Raw genomic sequence first — 18679 nt, 5'->3', positions numbered from 1 at the left:
CCTCTACCATGTCAAGGTAGCGCTCTAACCAACTGAGCTACGGTCGTATTACCTAATTAAGATGCGATAAATTTAATTATCAGCGGCCGCTAATATATAGCGTGGTGAGTGGTGAATCAAGCAAGTTTGTTGCTTTTACGTTTATTTGCCGTTTTTTTATTCATATTGGGCTGATTTCACACGTTTTATAAAAGTTTTGCCACCAGGTAACGTGTTTTTTGGCTGAGCCTTTAAGCTGGTTTAGTAGATTGTTTTGTGAATCCAGCGCTATTAAAGTATTTATTTGCTTATTTGTTATGGCTTGGTTAAACCACAGTTGGTTATACAAAGGTAAAAGTGTTTCAAGGTAGCCTGCTAAATTAGCCTGATAAGGCTGTATTTCTTTAAGGAAATACTTTTGAAACACGTTACTGACGATAGTGGCTACTTTTTTATTTTTTCCTGCTGGGCATATTTCATCAATGGATTGCGATTCAATAAATTGCGTGGCTGAATTATTAAACGCTATTTGCAGACGTGCAGAATAAATGAGTAATTGGTTAAAACGGTACTTATTAAGCTGCTCTAACGCGTTAAAAATGTCTGCGGAGTTAATTTTTAAGTAGTGTTTATTGAGTATGTGTTGTTTTATGAGTGCAAGCTGCTGCATGGCCGCTACCGTGTCGCTAAACCCTGCAGGGGAAGCAGAAAGCTCTGAGCTGCTAGCTTGCCACGTGTTTTTTAGCTCAAATTCGTTATACAACATTAAATTAAAGTAGTGGTTTAGTGTTTGCTCTTTATGTGTTTTTGCTTTTAACAAGGTTTTATAAACTGCTGAGTCAGGCTCAAGCGTGCTTAAGCACTGCTGTGCATTTTGCACAAACTCTATTTGATACTTTAAAACACCGGCATGTCCGGCCGTTTTACCAAGCTGATTGTTGTGCTCACTAATAAGTAAGCTGAGCTTACAATGGCTTAAGCTGGCAAGTTCAATCAAGCTAATGGTGGTGGTGTTTAAAAGCGTGTTAGGGGGTAAAAGCGGACTAATTGCTACAGGTTTACTTAAACCAGGGGCTTGAGTTTCAAGGGTATTACTTAGGCGTGCTATGTATGTTTGATAAGTGTTGCTGGGCGCTTTTGAACACCCAGCAAGCACGGCGCAACACACAGCTAATAAACAACTTAACCATGTTTTGCTTGGTATTAATGTTCGTGCTTTTTTATACAAATGGCGCCTGCTTTAATCGCTTATTAACGGTGAACATAAGCCATACAGCAGCAACGGTTAAACCAAAAATAATACCTATCCAAAAACCGTGCGGCCCCATGGCGGGCAAAATTAAATCTGTTCTTCCCAATACGTAGCCTAAAGCAAAACCGATTAACCAGTAAGATATAAACGTTATATACGATATAGGCTGCGTATGTTTTAAACCTCTTAAAATGCCGTTCGCAGCGACTTGAAGTGCATCAGGAATTTGATAAATACATGCCAAAATCATAATTGAGGTCGCTAACGCAATAACAGCTGGGCTGTCGGTGTAAAGTTGGCTTATTAAATCGCGGCCAATAAAGGTTATAAAAGCTAAAAATAACGCAATAGCAATGGCTAAAATGTAGCTGGTTGATATAGCAGTTTTTAATTGGCTTAAATGGTTTTGACCAAATAAATTTCCAATACGAATACTAATGGCGATAGATAAGCTCAGTGGCATCATAAATAATAACGCGGTCACGCTTCCCGCAATTTGATGACCCGACACAGCAACAGCACCTAAGTGTGCAATAAATAAAGGTATACACGCAAATAGCGTAATTTCAAAAAAGGTGGCCAACGAAATGGGTATACCTAATTTAGTAATTATCCCAATGGTTTTAATATTGGGCTTTTCAAAATTTGCCAGCAGGGCTTTTGCATCGATTTTTTTACTAAACTGGCAATACGTTACTTGTGCAACAGCCATTACAGTTAGTACCAATGCCGTAGCAATGCCACAACCAGCGCCGCCGTAGGCTGGTAAGCCAAATAAACCATTTATAAAAATATAGTTAGCCGGAATATTAACGCCAAGGCCCAGTAAGCTGATATAAAAAGCGGGTTTTGTCATCCCCATGCCTTCGGTCATATTTCGATAAACGGTAAAAATTAAAAATCCAAAGGCTCCCCATTTCACAAAATGGATATAGTCATAAGCAAGGCTTGCGATAGCGGGGGTTGTATCGAGTTTTAAAATCACTATATCGGCTAGGTTGGCTATACCAAAACCAATTGCGCTTAAAATAGCGGTTAAATACAGAGCTTGCTGAAAATAATGGCTAATGCCTTTTTTATCATTAGCGCCCGCAAATTGGGCAATAATACCGGTTAACGCGAGCAAAATACCTTGCAGCGCCAGTAATAAAGGGTTCCATATACCGGTTGCAATCGACAGCGCAGCTAAATCTGTTGGGCTTACTTGGCCTGCCATAATGGTGTCGACCACCGACATTAAAACGAGTGTTACTTGTGCTAAAAATACAGGTACGGCAAGGGTGATTAAACGTTTGGCTTCCCAGCTACTAAAGGTCATAAAAACAGCTATTTGATAAAACAGGGCGCAATTGTAATCGATTGTGTTTCAAATAAAAATCACTGTAGTGAATGATTTTACGAGTTGATACGTTAAACTAGCACTTTGTAATAATTTTAAGTGATTTTATGTTTACAGGAATCGTTCAAACTCAAGCTACTGTTGTATCTACCACGCATACCGAAGGGGTTTTACGTTTGGTTGTATCGGTAGGTGATGAATACGTTAAACATTTAGATTTAGGTGCGAGCATTGCAATTAATGGCTGCTGTTTAACGGTGGTTAAAGTTGAATTAAGTAACCACGATGTAGTGGCGCAAGTACATTTTGATGTAATTGATGAAACACTATTACTAACTAATTTAGGCAAGCTTGCACTAGGTAGTTTAGTTAATTATGAGCGCTCAGTAACCTTTGGTACTGAATTAGGTGGGCATATTGTGTCGGGGCATATTCACTGCACTGCCCAAATCGGGCAAATAGTTAAGCAACAAAATAACTGTAAAATTCAGTTAAGCTTACCTACTAAATGGCAAAAGTATGTTTTGTACAAAGGCTTTGTAGCAATAAATGGCGCAAGCCTAACCGTGGGCGAAATTGACGAGCAGGGGTTTTGGTTACACCTGATCCCCGAAACGCTGGCCATTACAAATTTAGGTAACGCTCAAGTGGGTGATGAACTAAATATAGAAGTCGATCAGCAAACTTATACCATTATTAACACGGCAGAAAATTACTTACGCCATCAAGGCTAAAAAATTTGTTCATCGTCGCTGTCTATGTGTAACTCTAATTTTTTATGAGCATGGTCTATGTGCATGTTTAAATGAATAGGGTTACAACAGGCACTGCATTCTTCTACGTAGTCTTGATCCCCCATACTTGCGTCAATGTCTAGGTGTATGTGGTTGCCACAGTGTGGACACGTGATACGTTGTGATAAAAAATCTTTCATAATCACTCCAATAGTACCAAGGTAAGAATTAACTTATTGATACACATTAATTAAGTTGTGCAGTTATACTAGCAACAACTTGATGGCTCAAAACTGAACTAAACAACAAGGTATTGAGCCTAAATAACATCCTTTTTAAATATAGTGCTGAAGCAACGATTATGACAGTTATTTTACGCCTTATGAGGCGTTATTATTTAAAGCGATAGCAGCTCATCAATATGCTGCTTAGCCTGAGTAAGGTAGTGCCCTGCAAATATATTTGCGTGATTTAAAATAGGGTAAAGTTGGTATATTGCTTTGCGCTTTTTATAGTTTTCGCTTAATGGGTATTGCGCGTTATAGGCGTTATAAAAATCATCAGGTAAGGGGGCAAATAGCTCGCTCATTGCAATGTCTACCTCGCGGTCTCCGTAATAACATGCGGGATTAAATAAGGTCGGTACATTTTTAATAAAGCCCATATTTCCTCGCCAAAAGTCGCCATGTACTAAAGAAGGCTCCACAATATGGCTGTGCAATTGCTCTTTTACCAAATTAATTAATAGCTCAGGCTCTACAAGCTGAATGCCTTTTTCGGCTAATAGTTGCAGTTGCCAGCCTATGCGCTCTTCTGCGTAAAATAAGTCCCATTTTTTATGCCACTGGTTTGGTTGCACGGTGGTGGCTAGGTAATTATCTACATCAAAGCCAAACATTGCTTGGTCGTGCTTTTGGTGCAGCATAGCCAGTTGTTTACCCATATCGTGCCAATGCGTATGGGGCTGTTTATCAAGTACTAACCATTCAAGTACAATAAACGAAAATTCAATATTAGCACCTGTTACAATGCAGTCGGGCACCATAAAAACACTATTTTGGGTGAGCTGCTTAAGTCCTATCGCTTCGCTTTCTAGACGATCTAGTTCGCTTTTAAGAGCAATTTTAACCAGGTAATTGTGTTTTCCATCGGTGAGTTGATAGAGTTTATCGGTATTTGTACTTTGCAGCTGACGTTTGTAAGTATGTTTAAAGTCATAATGAATGGCTTGGCTAATGTGCTCGTTTACTGTTTTCCACATATCAATTGCTCGCCTTTTAAACAGATACTTAAACTATGGCAAAAAAGTATTAATTTAACAAACTAATCGTTGTAAAATTAACGATATAAAAAATGCTAATGGAGTAACAATGAACAAAAGTTTTATCACCAATTTGCTCGCTGTCTTGTGCGTAGTTATAGGCTACTTTTTTAACCACGCTATTGTGTTATCGGTGGGGTTATTTGCGCTATCTGGTGCTGTCACAAACTTATTGGCTGTTCATATGTTATTTGAAAAAGTACCTTTGTTATATGGCTCGGGTGTTATTGCTCTAAAATTTGAAAGTTTTAAAGTGGCTATTCGTAATTTAATTTTGACTGAGTTTTTCTCTGAGCAAAAAATTAATAACCTACTTAGCAAAGCGCAACCTAATATCGATTTTGAGGGCATTATTACTAAAGTTGATTTAAACCCTGCATTCGACAACCTACTTCAAGTAATAGAGCAATCACAGTTTGGCAGTATGTTAGGTATGTTTGGTGGCACAGCGGCTATAGAGCCAATGCGAGAAAAGTTTATTGAAAAAATGCAGCTATCACTTGCGCAAATTAGCCAAACAGACGATTTTAAAGCGCTAGTAAACGATACGTTATCGCAAGGGAATAGCGCACAAAGCTTACATGCTACGGTACTTAAATTAGTTGATGAGCGCTTAAATGAACTCACCCCTAAAATGGTTAAAGACATTATGCAAACTATGATACGTGAGCATTTAGGTTGGCTAGTAGTATGGGGCGGTGTGTTTGGCGGTTTATTTGGATTAATTGCGGCCATTATTTAATAAATTAAGCCTGCTTATAAAGCAGGCTTAATTTTGTGTTAACGCCATACTATTTTGGCCCTGTGATGATTACTTTTTCTGGGTTGTACGATTTAGCTAAGTCTTTAATTGATGTGCGAGTACTGGTATCAATATTTAAATAATTTGCGCTTTTATCAAGGTTATACAAAGTAACAAAATCGCCCATTGATAAGTTATTACAGTGCAGCTTTTTGCTCATTACCGCTTTGCTTATATTTAAATCGCGTGACGCTTTACGTACTACGTACGATTTATTTGCTGCAACAGCCATACAAGCCTGTGTGCCTGGCGATGAATCGGCCGCGACAAATTGGGTGGCTAATGCTGGTTTTGCAATTAGTAAAGTTGCGCCTAGTACCATAGTTGTGCATAAAGTAGCTTTTAACGTGTTCATAATTAGTCCTCATTGTTTGTGGTTCAGCTTTATTATTGAGCGATTCAAACTAAAAAGCTGTTAACCAAACGCAACAAGGTGTAAGCAGGTATGTTTAAAAATACACACTTAAGCTAGGTGACTGAATTTAAGCCCTAATAAATGTGTTTTTTGACACACTTAGGCAAAATTATTTTATAGCTACTGACATATTTTCTCAGCCTGCTATTATCGCCCCCATTATTTACGCGCTTAATTTTTAGGAGAACCAGTGAGCAAAACGTTAGCCAGCTATTACCAGCAAGCGTATGCCTGCGAACACAAGCATTTTAACCAATGTTTTTATTGTGGATGCGAAGCCACAGAGCGCGATCATTGCCCGCCGTTACATATGCTACAGAGCATTATTGATTTAGGCGAAGAGGCCGACTTTGTCTCTATTGCAGCGTGTTATGAGTGCCATGCCTTATTACATAATGAAAGGCTAATGACGATAGATGAGCGTTTTACAAAACTTAAAAAAAAGCTCTCTAATAAGTACGCTAAGGCGCTGCGTGTTTATAACATGTGGGAAGAAAACGAATTAAGCGAAATGAGTGACGAATTTGCGCACAGCATTCAAGCGGGTATGAAATTAGGTAAAGAGGCATCTGAGCGTTTAGCGTTTACAGGCTTTACATATGCCACCGAAGAAGCCCGCGTGACCGTACGCGAAAAAACCAAAGAGTTTGATGTAGAAGGCACCGTTTTTACCGACTTTAAAGAGGCATTAAATTACTGTATTAACGTACTTAAAGTTCAAAAAAGTGACTTTTATAAAATATTGGTAGAGGATTATAACGGCGACTTTAATAGAGCACTTAGCCAGTATCGTCATCGCCATGATAAAGTAACAGCAGCAAGCGATGGCAATACATTAATTAAGGATTTTGCTAAGCAACATAAGCAAAACTCAGACTTTGTAACTCGCACCGTAAAACACTTTATAAACAAAGACCCATCGCTTACAACCGAAGGCGCACTTGAAAAGCTGTATAACAATTATATAAAAAAATAATTACAGCCGTTTAACTCATTTAATCGCTTTTTTACCTGTTTTTTTAGCTTTATTACGCCGCTTTAGCTAAAGTAGCAAAAAAACAGGAGAACCTAACAACATGCAAAAATTTGCTCCCTCATTGTTAGCAGTTGGTTTAGCTGCTGCCCTTGTTGGCTGCCAAGAAAACGGCCCACAAGATGCAAAAATCACCATTAATAAAAACCCATACCCAAGTACCTACACACCGCTTGCAAGTAAAAGCACATTAATTATCAATGCAACAGTACTTACTGGCACTGGCGAGCGCTTAGATGACGCCGATGTGTTACTTGTTGATGGTAAAGTACAACAAGTAGGTAAAGACTTATCTGCCAATGCAGATGCAACCATTGATGCACAGGGCAAATGGGTTACCCCAGGTATTATTGACGTACATTCTCACTTAGGTGCTTACCCAAGCCCATCGGTTGAGTCTCATCAAGATGGAAACGAAATGACCAGCCCAAATACTGCTGAGGTGTGGGTAGAGCATTCTGTATGGCCTCAAGATCCTGGCTTTAACCGCGCGCGCGAAGGCGGTATTACTTCACTACAAATTTTACCTGGCTCAGCTAACTTATTTGGTGGCCGTGGCGTAACACTTAAAAACATTCCTGCGCATACCATGCAAGCAATGAAATTCCCTGATGCGCCTAATGGTTTAAAAATGGCCTGTGGTGAAAACCCAAAACGCGTATATGGTCGCCAAGGTACTTTGCCTTCAACCCGTATGGGTAACATGGCCGGTTACCGTATGGCATGGGCAGAAGCACAAGAGTACAAACGTGCATGGGATAAGTACGACGCCGATTACGAAGCAGGTTTAAACCCAGAAGCACCAGTTCGCGACATTAAGCACGATACTCTTCGCGCGGTCATTGAAGGTGAAGTGTTAATTCATAACCACTGTTATAAAGCTGAAGAAATGGCGATGATGATCGACCTTTCAAAAGAATTTGGCTATCACGCAGGTACGTTCCATCACGGTGTAGAAGCTTATAAAATTGCAGATTTATTGGCTGAAAATGGCTCGTGTGCTGCACTTTGGCCAGATTGGTGGGGCTTTAAAATGGAAGCCTACGACATGGTTCAAGAAAACGTAGCTATTGTTGATGCGGTAAAAAATTCGTGCGCCATTGTGCATTCTGACTCAGACACCACTATTCAGCGCTTAAACCAAGAAGCGGGTAAAGTAATGTACCGTGCAAACGAAAATGGGTTTGATATTTCGGAGCAGCACGCGATTAAGTGGATCACGTCAAACGCGGCTAAATCATTAGGTATTGAAGATAAAACTGGTTCGCTTGAAGCAGGTAAGCAAGGCGATGTGGTTATTTGGAACCAAAACCCATTTAGCGTTTACGCAAAAGCTGAACAAGTATTTATTGATGGCGCAAAAGTTTACGATAGAAACGATAGCGCATTTCAAGCACAAAGTGATTTTATGTTAGGCCAACAATAAGGAGCCCAGAATGAAAAATTTATCACGTTCGTTTTCGCTATCTCTGGTTGCTGCAGGACTATTAGCCTCAGGTGCAGCCAATGCACAATCGCTTGCTATTATTAATGCCACGCTGCATACGGCAACCGAGCAAGGCGTTTTAGAAAACGCCAGCATTGTTATGGATAACGGTAAAATTACTGCTATTAATCCACAGCAAGTACAAGCAGATAAAGTTATTGATGCAAATGGGAAGATTGTAACCCCAGGTTTTATTGCTAGCATTAATCAACTTGGCTTAGTGGAAGTAAGTGCAGTTGCAGGCTCACGCGATGCTGGCGAAGAAAAAGCAGGTATTGATTTTGATGTAAGCCTTGCTTATAACGCTCACTCAAGCCTTATCCCGTATGCACGTAAAGGTGGTGTAACCCGCGATGTAATTACCCCGCACGGTGGCGATAGTATTTTTTCGGGCTTAGCAAGTGTGGTTGATTTAAGCGGTGATTTACAAGGCGACATACAAAAACAAGCTGCATTAGTGGTTTATTTAGGTGAGCGCAGTAAGGGCTCGCGCGCATTTACATTGCAAACGCTAATTAATAAGCTTGAAGAGCACCAAACAAAAGCAGCTAAAAAGCCTAAAAAAGACGACGACAGCACCCCAAGTACTGAAGATAAAGTAATGGTTAAAGTACTTAGCGGCGATATGCCACTTGTAGTGGGTGTATCTCGTGCGGCTGATATTATTGAGCTACTTAAAGTTAAAGAGCAATTTGGTATTAATTTAGTGCTCAATGGTGCACAAGATGCTGTTGTTGTTAAAGAGCAGATTGCTAAAGCGCAAGTACCAGTAATTATGAGTGCTATGGATAGCTTACCTTCAAGCTTTGACTCTTTACATGCCAGTTTAGATAACGCAGCCGCGCTTGAAAAAGCTGGGGTAAAAGTTATTTTAACAGTGGGCGGCGATGCCAGTCATAATATTTATCAACTTCGATTTGATGCAGGCAATGCCGTATCCTATGGAATGAGCCAACAAGGTGCATTAGAGGCCGTTACATCTAATGTGGCGAGTGTGTTTAATATTAATGCCGGCAGCATTGAAGTTGGTAAAGCCGCTGATGTAGTGATGTGGAGCAACGACCCGTTTGAGCTAAGCTCGCACGTTAGTAAAATGATTATTAACGGCGAAGAAATATCTACGCAGTCGCGCCAAGATAAACTGCGTGAGCGCTATACCACTGAGTCATCTATGCCGCGAGCTTATACAAAATAATTAATATAGCTTTAATTATCCAAAATTCAGGTTAATTATTAAAGGCCGCTACTTTAAAGTTAAAGTAGCGGCCTTTTTATATAAAATAAAGACACAAAAAAACCGCTTACTTTAAACTTAAGCGGTTTTTTTATTTAATCTAAAATTATACTAATTTAGATAAAATTTCGTTAAACGTTGCACTTGGGCGCATTGCTTTAAACGCTGCATCATCATTTGGTTGGAAGTAACCACCAATATCCATTGAAGGACCTTGTGCATCGTTAAGCTCGCTTACGATTTGCTCTTTTTGCGTTTCTAAATCGCTCGCAATTTGTGTAAATTGCGCTTTAAGCTCGCTGTCTTCGTCTTGCTTAGCCAGCTCTTGTGCCCAGAATAAAGATAAGAAGAAGTGAGAACCACGGTTATCAATTTCTTTTACTTTACGTGAAGGCGACTTGTTTTCAGCTAAGAACGTACCTGTTGCTTTATCTAGTGTGTCAGCAAGTACTTGTGCTTTTTTGTTGCCTGTATTCACGCTTAGGTGCTCAAGCGAAGCCGCTAGTGCTAAAAACTCGCCTAACGAATCCCAACGTAAGTGGTTTTCTTTTTCGAACTGTTGAACATGCTTAGGTGCTGAACCACCTGCGCCAGTTTCAAATAAGCCACCACCGTTCATTAGTGGCACAATAGAAAGCATTTTAGCACTGGTACCCAGCTCTAAAATTGGGAATAAATCTGTTAGGTAGTCACGTAATACGTTACCCGTTACAGAGATAGTGTCTTTACCTTCTTTAATACGCGCTAATGAGAATAAAGTTGCTTCAAGCGGTGCTAAAATTTGAATGTCTAGGCCATCAGTATCGTGATCTGGTAAGTATTTGTTTACCTTTTTAATAAGCTCTGCATCGTGAGCACGGTTTTCATCTAACCAGAAAATAGCAGGTACGCCCGTCGCACGTGCGCGGTTTACAGCAAGCTTAACCCAATCTTGGATTGGTGCGTCTTTAACCTGACACATTCTCCAAATATCGCCTTGCTCAACAGTGTGCTCAAGTAATGTTGTGCCATTTGCATCAACAACACGAATAGAACCATCCGCTTTTGCTTCAAACGTTTTGTCGTGAGAACCGTATTCTTCTGCTTTTTGAGCCATTAGGCCTACGTTTGGTACGCTACCCATAGTGGTAGGATCGAACGCGCCGTTTTCTTTACAAAAATCAATTGTAGCTTGGTAAACGCTTGAGTAGCTACGATCTGGGATCACAAAGCTAGTGTCTTGTAGTTTACCGTCGTTGTTCCACATTTGACCGCTTGAACGAATGGCAGCAGGCATAGACGCATCAATGATCACATCGCTTGGAACGTGTAAGTTAGTAATACCACGGTCAGAATCAACCATTGCAATAGCAGGACGCTCAGCGTAAACCGCTTGAATGTCTGCTTCAATTTCTTCGCGCTTAGCATCATCTAATGTTTGAATTTTAGAATAAACGTCGCCTAAACCGTTATTTACATCAACACCTAGCTCTTCAAAAAGCTCGCCGTGTTTAGCAAATACGTCTTTGTAGAAAACTTTTACCGCGTGACCAAAAATAATTGGGTCAGATACTTTCATCATTGTCGCTTTCATGTGAAGCGAAAATAATACGCCTTTTTCTTTAGCTGCATCAATTTCTGCTGCTAAAAACGCTTGTAGTTTAGCTGCGCTAATGCGCGATGCATCAATTACTTCGCCAGCAATTAGCGGCGTGCTTTGTTTAAGTACAGTCACATCGCCATTAGTCGCTACGTGCTCAATACGTACATCAGTTGCTGCATCAACAGTTACAGATTGCTCAGAACCAAAGAAGTCACCTTCGCTCATGCTTGCAACGTATGATTGTGAGTCTTTGCTCCACGCACCCATTGAATGAGGGTTATTGCGTGCATACTCTTTAACAGAACCTGGTGCACGACGATCTGAATTACCTTCACGCAATACTGGGTTTACAGCACTGCCTTTAATTTTGTCGTAAGTGGCTTTAATTTTAGCTTCTTCATCATTTTTAGGCTCAGCCGGGTACTCTGGGAGTGCGTAGCCTTTTTCTTGAAGCTCTTTAATGACAGCGCGTAATTGCGGTACAGACGCACTGATATTTGGTAATTTGATGATGTTTGCTTCTGGTGTTTTTGCAAGTTCGCCAAGCTCTGCAAGCGCATCGCCGATGCGTTGCTCTTCAGTAAGGTAATCAGCGAAGTTTGCAATTACACGACCTGCTAATGAGATATCGCGAGTTTCAACTTCAACACCTGCCGCATTTGTATAGGCTTGGATAATTGGTAGCAACGAGTAGGTTGCTAGCGCCGGAGCTTCGTCCGTTTTAGTGTAGATAATTTTTGATGTCATCATCATTCCTAGATAGTAGGCCGCAGTGGCCGTATTCAACAATGCAAAGAAACTCATTAGCGCATGGTTGCGTTAACAAGCAGTTTGTTAGGTGTCGGTACTCTTAATATGCCAAAAGGCAGAATAGTCACACCTGACTAACTGATTTTTATAGGTTGCAAAGTACACGTATTTTAGCCGCGTAAAAGCATAAGCTAAAATGTAACCGCGTAATTTAGCAACAAGAGTGTAACAAGCTTGTTTAAAAAGGGCTAGCGCTTGCGCTTTTGAACAGCCTTAATTAGCAGGTAACTGTTAGAACATTGGGGTATATAAAATAAAATCAAGGAAAAGGGTTGAATTTAGCGTGTACAGGAGCAATTTAGTAATAAGAAGAGAGTTGAATGGTAAGTGGGGAATTAAGCGAGGATCTAAATTAGGTCGCTCGCTTTAGTCGAACAAATTTTTGATCACTCTAAAATGTCGCCGTTAGGCGCAATGTTTTTAGCGTGTAAGCCCTTAGGGCCTTGTTCTAGCTCGAATGTTACATCCTGACCAGCTTTAAGTGTCTTATAACCGTCCATTACAATCGTTGAGTAATGAGCGAAAATATCATTCTCGCAGCCGTCTTCTACGATGAAACCAAAACCTTTGGCGTTGTTGAACCATTTGACTTTACCACAAGCCATACTTCTACATCCTTCTATAAGTTGACTAATTTAGTTATTCTAAACCGTATAATTTGCTAGACTGACTAAGGATTAATCAATCTACTTCTGACTGTAGTTTATTTGGCCAGTCAGTCAAGTGTTTTGTGGTATTTTTTTAACATTTAATTTATTTTTTATTCAAGTTTGCTTGAGTTCTAAAGACAAGACTATATTTAATTATGAGTGGTATGAAAGATTCAGGTGTCATCGACACAGTTCGCGATAGTGAAAAGCAAAAGCTGCAGCCACCGCGAAAATACAAAGTTGTTTTAAATAACGACGACTACACGCCAATGGACTTTGTAATAGAAGTTCTAATGACGTTTTTCAATATGGATAGCGATAGAGCAACTGATGTGATGCTACAAGTTCACGAAAAAGGTAAAGGGATATGCGGTGTATTTAGCGCCGATGTAGCCCATACCAAAGCGGAACAAGTTAACCGTTATGCACGGGATAACGAGCATCCACTGCTTTGTAGTTGTGAGCAGGAATAAATACCAATTAGGTGATCAATCATCTCATTGTTGTGGTATAAAATAATTATCTCAGTAAGGGGTTGCCAATGCTAAACAAAGACTTAGAACTAACGTTAAATGCCGCGTTTCGTGAAGCGCGTACACGCCGCCATGAGTTTATGACGGTAGAACACCTTTTACTTGCGCTTTTAGATAACCCTTCAGCAGGCGAAGCGCTAAACGCCTGCGGTGTTGATATTTCTGGTTTAAAAACCGAACTATTAGAATTCATAGACGAAACCACACCGGTTATTCCCGATTTAGAAGAAGAACGCGAAACCCAACCAACACTGGGCTTTCAACGCGTGCTTCAACGTGCGGTTTTTCATGTTCAATCATCTGGTAAAAACGAAGTCACAGGCGTTAACGTGCTCGTTGCCATTTTTTCTGAACAAGAAAGCCAAGCGGTTTATTTACTTAAGAAAAGCGATATTTCTCGCTTAGATATAGTGAATTTTATTTCTCATGGTATTTCTAAAACGGATGATGAGTTAGGAGATGACACTGACGATATTCATGAAGAAGTACAAGAGGTTCAAAACGAAGAGGCAAGTAAGTTAGATAGCTTTACCACTAATTTAAATGCCCAAGCCAAAGACGGTAACATTGACCCATTAGTAGGGCGCGACAGCGAAGTAGAGCGCACCGTACAGGTTTTATGTCGTCGTAAAAAGAATAACCCACTGCTTGTTGGTGAAGCTGGGGTAGGTAAAACAGCCATTGCAGAGGGCCTTGCATACCGCATTGTTAATGAACAAGTGCCTGAAGTAATTGCCGATGCTGTTGTATATTCGCTTGATATGGGCGCATTGCTTGCCGGTACTAAGTACCGCGGCGACTTTGAAAAACGCTTTAAGAGCTTATTAAAAGAGTTACAAGCAAAACCTAACTCAATTTTATTTATTGATGAAATACACACTATTATTGGTGCAGGCGCTGCATCGGGTGGTGTTATGGATGCCTCTAACTTACTTAAACCGCTGCTTTCAAGCGGGCAGTTACGTTGTATGGGCTCAACCACTTACAATGAGTATAAAAATATTTTTGAAAAAGACCGTGCGTTAGTGCGTCGTTTCCAAAAAATTGATGTACTTGAACCAAGTGTGGCCGATACCACTAAAATTTTAAATGGTTTAAAAGAGCGTTACGAAGAACACCATGGTATTCGTTACACGCAAAAAGCATTAAAAGCAGCTGCTGAGCTAAGTGCTAAATACATTAATGAGCGTCATTTACCTGATAAAGCCATTGATGTAATAGATGAAGCCGGTGCCAACCAACGTTTGCAGCCAAGCTCTAAACGCAAAAAAACCATTGGTGTATCAGATATTGAATCGATTATTGCTAAAATGGCGCGTATCCCAGCTCAAAGCGTGTCTTCGACTGATAAAGAAACGCTTAAAAATCTTGATCGTAATCTTAAAATGTTAGTGTTTGGGCAAGATCAGTCTATCGACGCGCTAACATCTGCGATTCGTTTATCTCGCTCTGGGCTTGCAAACGAAGATAAGCCAGTGGGCTCGTTCTTATTTGCGGGGCCAACGGGTGTAGGTAAAACCGAGGTTACTAAACAGCTTGCTAAATGTATGGGTGTTGAGTTTATTCGCTTTGATATGTCAGAGTATGTTGAGCGCCATGCAGTAAGCCGTTTAATTGGTGCGCCTCCTGGGTATGTTGGTTTTGAACAAGGTGGTTTACTTACCGAAGCCGTTATTAAAAACCCGCATGCTGTTGTATTATTGGATGAAATTGAAAAAGCCCATCCAGATATTTACAACATACTACTGCAAGTAATGGATCACGGTACGTTAACCGATAACAATGGTCGTAAAGCTGACTTTAGAAACGTAGTGGTGGTTATGACAACCAATGCCGGCGTGCAAGAAACCACACGTAAATCGATTGGCTTTACCGAGCAAGATCATACACACGATGCAATGAGTGAAATTAACAAGGTATTTTCACCTGAATTTAGAAACCGCTTAGATAATATTATTTGGTTTAACCACCTTGAAAAAGACGTTATCTTGCAAGTGGTCGATAAATTTGTAGTTGAGCTGCAAGCACAATTAGATAAGAAGTCAGTTAACCTTGAGCTGACCTCTAAGGCCCGAGAGTGGTTAGCAGATAAAGGCTACGATAAAGCAATGGGTGCACGTCCAATGGCACGTGTTATTCAAGATGAGCTTAAAAAGCCATTGGCTAACGAAATACTCTTTGGTGAACTGGTTGATGGCGGTACAGTTAAAGTATCAGTTAAAGATAAGAAAATTAACTTTGACTATGAAAGTAATTTAACACCCGCTTAAATAAGTGTATTCACTTATCATACCAATCCGCAAATTAAGCGAATGGGTATAAAAACTAGCCTGCGCGATATGCGTGGGCTTTTTTGTGCTTTTTTATAGGCAACAAAAAACCCAGCAAAAGCTGGGTTTTTTGTTTATTAAATGTAATTGCTAGTCAGTACCATCAATTACATTTAATAAACGCTTTAAGCTAGTTATTCACTAGCCAAAAACTAAATCTCGTTTACGCACTTAGCGAGCACGGAATACGATACGTCCTTTCGATAAATCGTAAGGAGTCATTTCTACCGTTACTTTATCGCCGGTTAAAATACGGATATAGTTTTTGCGCATTTTACCTGAAATATGAGCCACAACTACGTGACCATTTTCTAGCTCAACTCGGAACATTGTATTTGGTAAAGTATCAAGGACTGTCCCTTGCATTTCGATTACGTCTTCTTTCGCCATGTTTAGCGTAACACCTCTTTAATAGTTAAACGCTGCAGATTTTGCCCAAAATACGCCAATAAGTAAAGGCGCAGCGGGCATTTTTGCAAATTAAATAGCCAACCACTGGTCATTAACGTGTTTTTGCGCGGGTAAAAACTGAGTTTTGTATTTCATTTTGGTGCATTCATCGATTTGGTAGCCCAAATACACAAATTCTTTATTTTGCTGTTTGGCAAATTCGAGCTGCTGTAAAATCATCACAGTCCCTAAACTGTAGTGCTCAAAGTCGGGATCGAAAAACGTATAAATAGCCGAGACAGCGTTATCCATGCAATCTGTTACGGCCACTGCAACTAAAGTGTCTTGGTGCCAAAGCTCAATAAACGTTATTTCTAACCAGCTACAAAATAAAAAGCTTTGAAACTGTTCTAAATTAGGCGGAAACATAGTGCCATCGCTGTGGCGCATTGAAATGTATTTACTATAAAGTGGGTAATATTCTTCGCGCTTAGCGTGTGTGTATTTAACTTCAAAGATTGCTTTTACTTTATTTAGTTTTCTTTTTTGTGACTTTGAAGGGGTAAACTCTTGGGCTAACACGCGCACCGAGCTACAGGCGCTACACGAAGGGCAGTGCGGTCGATAAATTTGGTTACCACTGCGCCTAAAACCGAGCGATAAAAGCATCTCAAATTTATGCGTGCTGTAACAGGTTGGGTCAAGTATTACCAATAATTGCTCTTGCCTGTCAGGTAAATAGCTACAAGCAAACTCTTGGCTAAGGCCAACGCGTGCAGGAATATGTTCACTCATAAATTGCTGTTAACTCCTGTGGTTGCCACATGGTTGAGTTGGGGGTGTAAGCATTTGCTCGTTTAAGTTTAGTCAAAAATTCTGAGCGAGGGATCACTTTTGCGCCTAAAGAGGTTAAATATGGGTTTTCTAGTTGGCAGTCAATAAAATGTGCGTTATGGCGTTTTAACCAATTAACTAACGCCCACATGGCCAGTTTTGAGCAATTAGTTTGATGATGAAACATCGATTCGCCACAAAAAACGCCATTTTGCATAATGCCATACAGCCCACCGGCAAGTTCGCCGTCTTGCCATACCTCAACACTATGCGCAATATTAGCGTCATGTGCAGCAATATAAGCGCTTAACATATCGTTTGTTATCCATGTGCCTTCGGTGTCTATACGTTGCTCACAGCACGCTTCTATCACCTCAGCAAAGGCATTGTTAATAGTTACTTTAACAGGGTATTTTTTTAAATGTTTACGCAAGCTTTTACTTATATGAAAGTCATTTAGCTCTACAATGCCGCGTTCACTTGGCGACCACCACATAATGGGCTCACCTTCGCTAAACCACGGGAAAATACCCATTTTATAGGCATTACTTAAGCGCTTTACAGATAAATCGCCGCCTATGGCAAGCAGTCCATCGGGGGAGGTAAGTGCATATTCGGGGTTTGGAAATGCTATATCGGTTTCACTTAGTTGGTATAGCTGGTTTCTCATAGAGGGCTTAACTTATTAATTATCATAAAAGTGTAACTATATTTTAGGCATAAAAAAAGGCTGAACTAACAGCCTTTATTAATTTTGTATCGTTTATAGGTTATCTAAGAAACGCTCTGCATCTAGGGCTGCCATACAGCCTGTACCTGCAGACGTAATTGCTTGACGGTAAATATGATCAGAGACATCACCTGCGGCAAATACGCCAGGTACGCTTGTTTGTGTAGCGTTACCGTTAAGACCAGACTCAACCACTAAATAGCCGTCTTTCATTTCTAGTTGGCCTTCAAACATGTCAGTGTTCGGCTTATGGCCGATAGCAATAAACACACCCGCTAAATCAAGCTCTTCGGTAGCATCAGATTGTGTATCTTTAATGCGTACACCAGTTACACCCATCTCATCGCCAAGTACTTCGTCTAGCGTACGGTTGTAGTGCATTACTACGTTACCATTTTGCGCTTTTTCGTTAAGGCGATCAGCAAGAATTTTTTCACTGCGGAAGCTATCACGACGGTGAATAACGTGTACTTCATCCGCAATGTTAGATAAGTAAAGCGCTTCTTCTACAGCAGTGTTACCACCACCTACAACTGCAACTTTACGCCCTTTATAGAAAAAACCATCACATGTAGCACATGCAGATACACCACGACCTTGAAAATTAGTTTCAGACTCTAAGCCTAAGTATTTAGCCGATGCTCCAGTGGCAATAATTAATGCATCACATGTGTAAGTACCTTGGTCGCCAGTAAGCGTGAAAGGGCGCTTAGACACATCTACTTTATTAATGTGGTCAAACACAATTTCCGTTTCAAAGCGCTCAGCGTGCTCTTTCATACGGTCCATTAATGCAGGGCCTGTTAAACCGTGCGCATCGCCTGGCCAGTTTTCAACTTCAGTTGTGGTCGTTAATTGGCCACCTTGTTGAATGCCGGTAATTAAAACGGGGTTTAAATTTGCGCGTGCGGCGTATACTGCGGCAGTGTAACCCGCAGGGCCAGAGCCTAAAATTAGTAACTTAGAGTGTTTTGCTTCAGTCATGATCTTTTCCTAAACGTTTAATACTGAACTTAATGGCTTCGATTCTAAGAAAAACAAGGCACAAGTAAACAAATTATGTGAATATTTTTTTCTGACAAAATTAAAAGCTGTGCAATATTATGTACTGACTTTGCCTGGAACGATAAAAAAGCCCGTGTAAAGGCTAAAAAACAAACAGATGAGCAACAAAGCTTCGTTAATTCATGACCCGTTAGTATTTTTTTGATATGTTTTACCTAAT

General features: G+C 40.3%; 18 protein-coding genes. 7 read left to right on the top strand and 11 right to left on the bottom strand.

Annotated elements, in window-relative coordinates; genetic code table 11:
• Positions 1-160 precede the first annotated feature (160 nt).
• Together AN390_RS08180 and AN390_RS08175 are read right to left on the bottom strand one after the other, a co-directional pair.
• Complete coding sequence (locus tag AN390_RS08180; RefSeq protein WP_055253793.1) at positions 161-1207, bottom strand: DUF3080 family protein; 1047 nt, start codon at positions 1205-1207, stop codon at positions 161-163.
• Entirely contained in the window at positions 1200-2549 is a 1350-nt protein-coding gene (locus AN390_RS08175) for an MATE family efflux transporter (RefSeq protein ID WP_055253790.1), read from the bottom strand. The genes AN390_RS08180 and AN390_RS08175 overlap by 8 nt, the downstream gene beginning before the upstream one ends.
• Positions 2550-2677: 128 nt before the next feature.
• Here AN390_RS08175 and AN390_RS08170 point away from each other — a divergent pair, with 128 nt between their 5' ends.
• On the top strand, positions 2678-3304 hold the full coding sequence (locus tag AN390_RS08170; RefSeq protein WP_055253788.1) for a riboflavin synthase: 627 nt from the start codon (positions 2678-2680) through the stop codon (positions 3302-3304).
• Here the strand turns inward: AN390_RS08170 and AN390_RS08165 are convergent.
• Together AN390_RS08165 and AN390_RS08160 are read right to left on the bottom strand one after the other, a co-directional pair.
• Entirely contained in the window at positions 3301-3504 is a 204-nt protein-coding gene (locus AN390_RS08165; protein WP_004586763.1) for a CPXCG motif-containing cysteine-rich protein, read from the bottom strand. The genes AN390_RS08170 and AN390_RS08165 overlap by 4 nt on opposite strands.
• Positions 3505-3701: 197 nt before the next feature.
• Positions 3702-4565 carry a fructosamine kinase family protein gene (locus AN390_RS08160; RefSeq protein WP_004586762.1) on the bottom strand — a complete coding sequence of 288 codons (864 nt, stop codon included), beginning with the start codon at positions 4563-4565 and terminating at the stop codon, positions 3702-3704.
• Positions 4566-4674: 109 nt separating this feature from the next.
• Here AN390_RS08160 and AN390_RS08155 point away from each other — a divergent pair, with 109 nt between their 5' ends.
• The gene (locus tag AN390_RS08155; protein ID WP_055253787.1) at positions 4675-5367 is read left to right on the top strand and encodes a hypothetical protein; all 693 of its coding nucleotides are present in this window, start codon (positions 4675-4677) and stop codon (positions 5365-5367) included.
• A 49-nt stretch (positions 5368-5416) separates the two neighbouring features.
• Here the strand turns inward: AN390_RS08155 and AN390_RS08150 are convergent, their stop codons facing one another.
• Positions 5417-5782, bottom strand: coding sequence for a DUF3718 domain-containing protein (locus tag AN390_RS08150; RefSeq protein WP_054982616.1), 366 nt, complete (start codon positions 5780-5782; stop codon positions 5417-5419).
• A gap of 250 nt (positions 5783-6032) precedes the next feature.
• On the opposite strand from AN390_RS08150, the gene AN390_RS08145 reads away from it, so the two are divergent.
• From AN390_RS08145 to AN390_RS08135, 3 genes are all read left to right on the top strand, one after another.
• The gene (locus tag AN390_RS08145) at positions 6033-6818 is read left to right on the top strand and encodes a hypothetical protein (RefSeq protein ID WP_055253785.1); all 786 of its coding nucleotides are present in this window, start codon (positions 6033-6035) and stop codon (positions 6816-6818) included.
• Between the two features lie 100 nt (positions 6819-6918).
• Positions 6919-8301, top strand: coding sequence for an amidohydrolase (locus AN390_RS08140; protein ID WP_054982614.1), 1383 nt, complete (start codon positions 6919-6921; stop codon positions 8299-8301).
• 10 nt (positions 8302-8311) lie between these two features.
• Entirely contained in the window at positions 8312-9556 is a 1245-nt protein-coding gene (locus AN390_RS08135) for an amidohydrolase family protein (RefSeq protein ID WP_055253783.1), read from the top strand.
• A gap of 145 nt (positions 9557-9701) precedes the next feature.
• Here the strand turns inward: AN390_RS08135 and AN390_RS08130 are convergent, their stop codons facing one another.
• Both AN390_RS08130 and cspD read right to left on the bottom strand, forming a co-directional pair.
• Positions 9702-11924, bottom strand: a complete 2223-nt coding sequence (locus AN390_RS08130) for an NADP-dependent isocitrate dehydrogenase (RefSeq protein ID WP_055253781.1) — start codon at positions 11922-11924, stop codon at positions 9702-9704.
• Positions 11925-12373: 449 nt separating this feature from the next.
• On the bottom strand, positions 12374-12592 hold the full coding sequence (gene cspD, locus AN390_RS08125; protein ID WP_004586755.1) for a cold shock domain-containing protein CspD: 219 nt from the start codon (positions 12590-12592) through the stop codon (positions 12374-12376).
• A gap of 209 nt (positions 12593-12801) precedes the next feature.
• Between cspD and clpS the strand changes: the two genes are divergently transcribed.
• Complete coding sequence (clpS, locus tag AN390_RS08120; RefSeq protein WP_004586754.1) at positions 12802-13110, top strand: ATP-dependent Clp protease adapter ClpS; 309 nt, start codon at positions 12802-12804, stop codon at positions 13108-13110.
• A gap of 68 nt (positions 13111-13178) precedes the next feature.
• A complete protein-coding gene (gene clpA, locus AN390_RS08115; protein ID WP_004586753.1) occupies positions 13179-15440 on the top strand; it encodes an ATP-dependent Clp protease ATP-binding subunit ClpA in 2262 nt (753 codons plus the stop codon).
• 231 nt (positions 15441-15671) lie between these two features.
• On the opposite strand, the gene infA is transcribed toward clpA, so the two are convergent.
• The 4 genes from infA to trxB form a co-directional block, all read right to left on the bottom strand.
• Entirely contained in the window at positions 15672-15890 is a 219-nt protein-coding gene (gene infA / locus AN390_RS08110) for a translation initiation factor IF-1 (protein WP_002962494.1), read from the bottom strand.
• 90 nt (positions 15891-15980) lie between these two features.
• Entirely contained in the window at positions 15981-16685 is a 705-nt protein-coding gene (locus tag AN390_RS08105) for an arginyltransferase (protein ID WP_055253779.1), read from the bottom strand.
• Positions 16678-17394, bottom strand: a complete 717-nt coding sequence (gene aat / locus AN390_RS08100; RefSeq protein ID WP_055253778.1) for a leucyl/phenylalanyl-tRNA--protein transferase — start codon at positions 17392-17394, stop codon at positions 16678-16680. The genes AN390_RS08105 and aat overlap by 8 nt, the downstream gene beginning before the upstream one ends.
• A gap of 93 nt (positions 17395-17487) precedes the next feature.
• A complete protein-coding gene (trxB, locus tag AN390_RS08095) occupies positions 17488-18438 on the bottom strand; it encodes a thioredoxin-disulfide reductase (RefSeq protein ID WP_055253776.1) in 951 nt (316 codons plus the stop codon).
• Between the last annotated feature and the right edge of the window lie 241 nt (positions 18439-18679).

Origin of the sequence: Pseudoalteromonas sp. P1-11 (assembly GCF_001399995.1) — a bacterium.
GTDB lineage: Bacteria > Pseudomonadota > Gammaproteobacteria > Enterobacterales > Alteromonadaceae > Pseudoalteromonas > Pseudoalteromonas atlantica.
This window is presented reverse-complemented; position numbering and strand designations above follow the sequence as displayed.

Coding starts and splice junctions, on each gene's coding strand:
- AN390_RS08155 (WP_055253787.1), top strand. CDS start 4,675: ATGAACAAAAGTTTTATCACCAATTTGCTCGCTGTCTTGTGCGTAGTT.
- cspD (WP_004586755.1), bottom strand. CDS start 12,592: ATGGCTTGTGGTAAAGTCAAATGGTTCAACAACGCCAAAGGTTTTGGT.
- aat (WP_055253778.1), bottom strand. CDS start 17,394: ATGAGAAACCAGCTATACCAACTAAGTGAAACCGATATAGCATTTCCA.
- trxB (WP_055253776.1), bottom strand. CDS start 18,438: ATGACTGAAGCAAAACACTCTAAGTTACTAATTTTAGGCTCTGGCCCT.
- clpA (WP_004586753.1), top strand. CDS start 13,179: ATGCTAAACAAAGACTTAGAACTAACGTTAAATGCCGCGTTTCGTGAA.
- AN390_RS08130 (WP_055253781.1), bottom strand. CDS start 11,924: ATGACATCAAAAATTATCTACACTAAAACGGACGAAGCTCCGGCGCTA.
- AN390_RS08150 (WP_054982616.1), bottom strand. CDS start 5,782: ATGAACACGTTAAAAGCTACTTTATGCACAACTATGGTACTAGGCGCA.
- AN390_RS08140 (WP_054982614.1), top strand. CDS start 6,919: ATGCAAAAATTTGCTCCCTCATTGTTAGCAGTTGGTTTAGCTGCTGCC.
- AN390_RS08105 (WP_055253779.1), bottom strand. CDS start 16,685: ATGAGTGAACATATTCCTGCACGCGTTGGCCTTAGCCAAGAGTTTGCT.
- AN390_RS08165 (WP_004586763.1), bottom strand. CDS start 3,504: ATGAAAGATTTTTTATCACAACGTATCACGTGTCCACACTGTGGCAAC.
- infA (WP_002962494.1), bottom strand. CDS start 15,890: ATGGCGAAAGAAGACGTAATCGAAATGCAAGGGACAGTCCTTGATACT.
- AN390_RS08135 (WP_055253783.1), top strand. CDS start 8,312: ATGAAAAATTTATCACGTTCGTTTTCGCTATCTCTGGTTGCTGCAGGA.
- AN390_RS08160 (WP_004586762.1), bottom strand. CDS start 4,565: ATGTGGAAAACAGTAAACGAGCACATTAGCCAAGCCATTCATTATGAC.
- AN390_RS08170 (WP_055253788.1), top strand. CDS start 2,678: ATGTTTACAGGAATCGTTCAAACTCAAGCTACTGTTGTATCTACCACG.
- clpS (WP_004586754.1), top strand. CDS start 12,802: ATGAAAGATTCAGGTGTCATCGACACAGTTCGCGATAGTGAAAAGCAA.
- AN390_RS08175 (WP_055253790.1), bottom strand. CDS start 2,549: ATGACCTTTAGTAGCTGGGAAGCCAAACGTTTAATCACCCTTGCCGTA.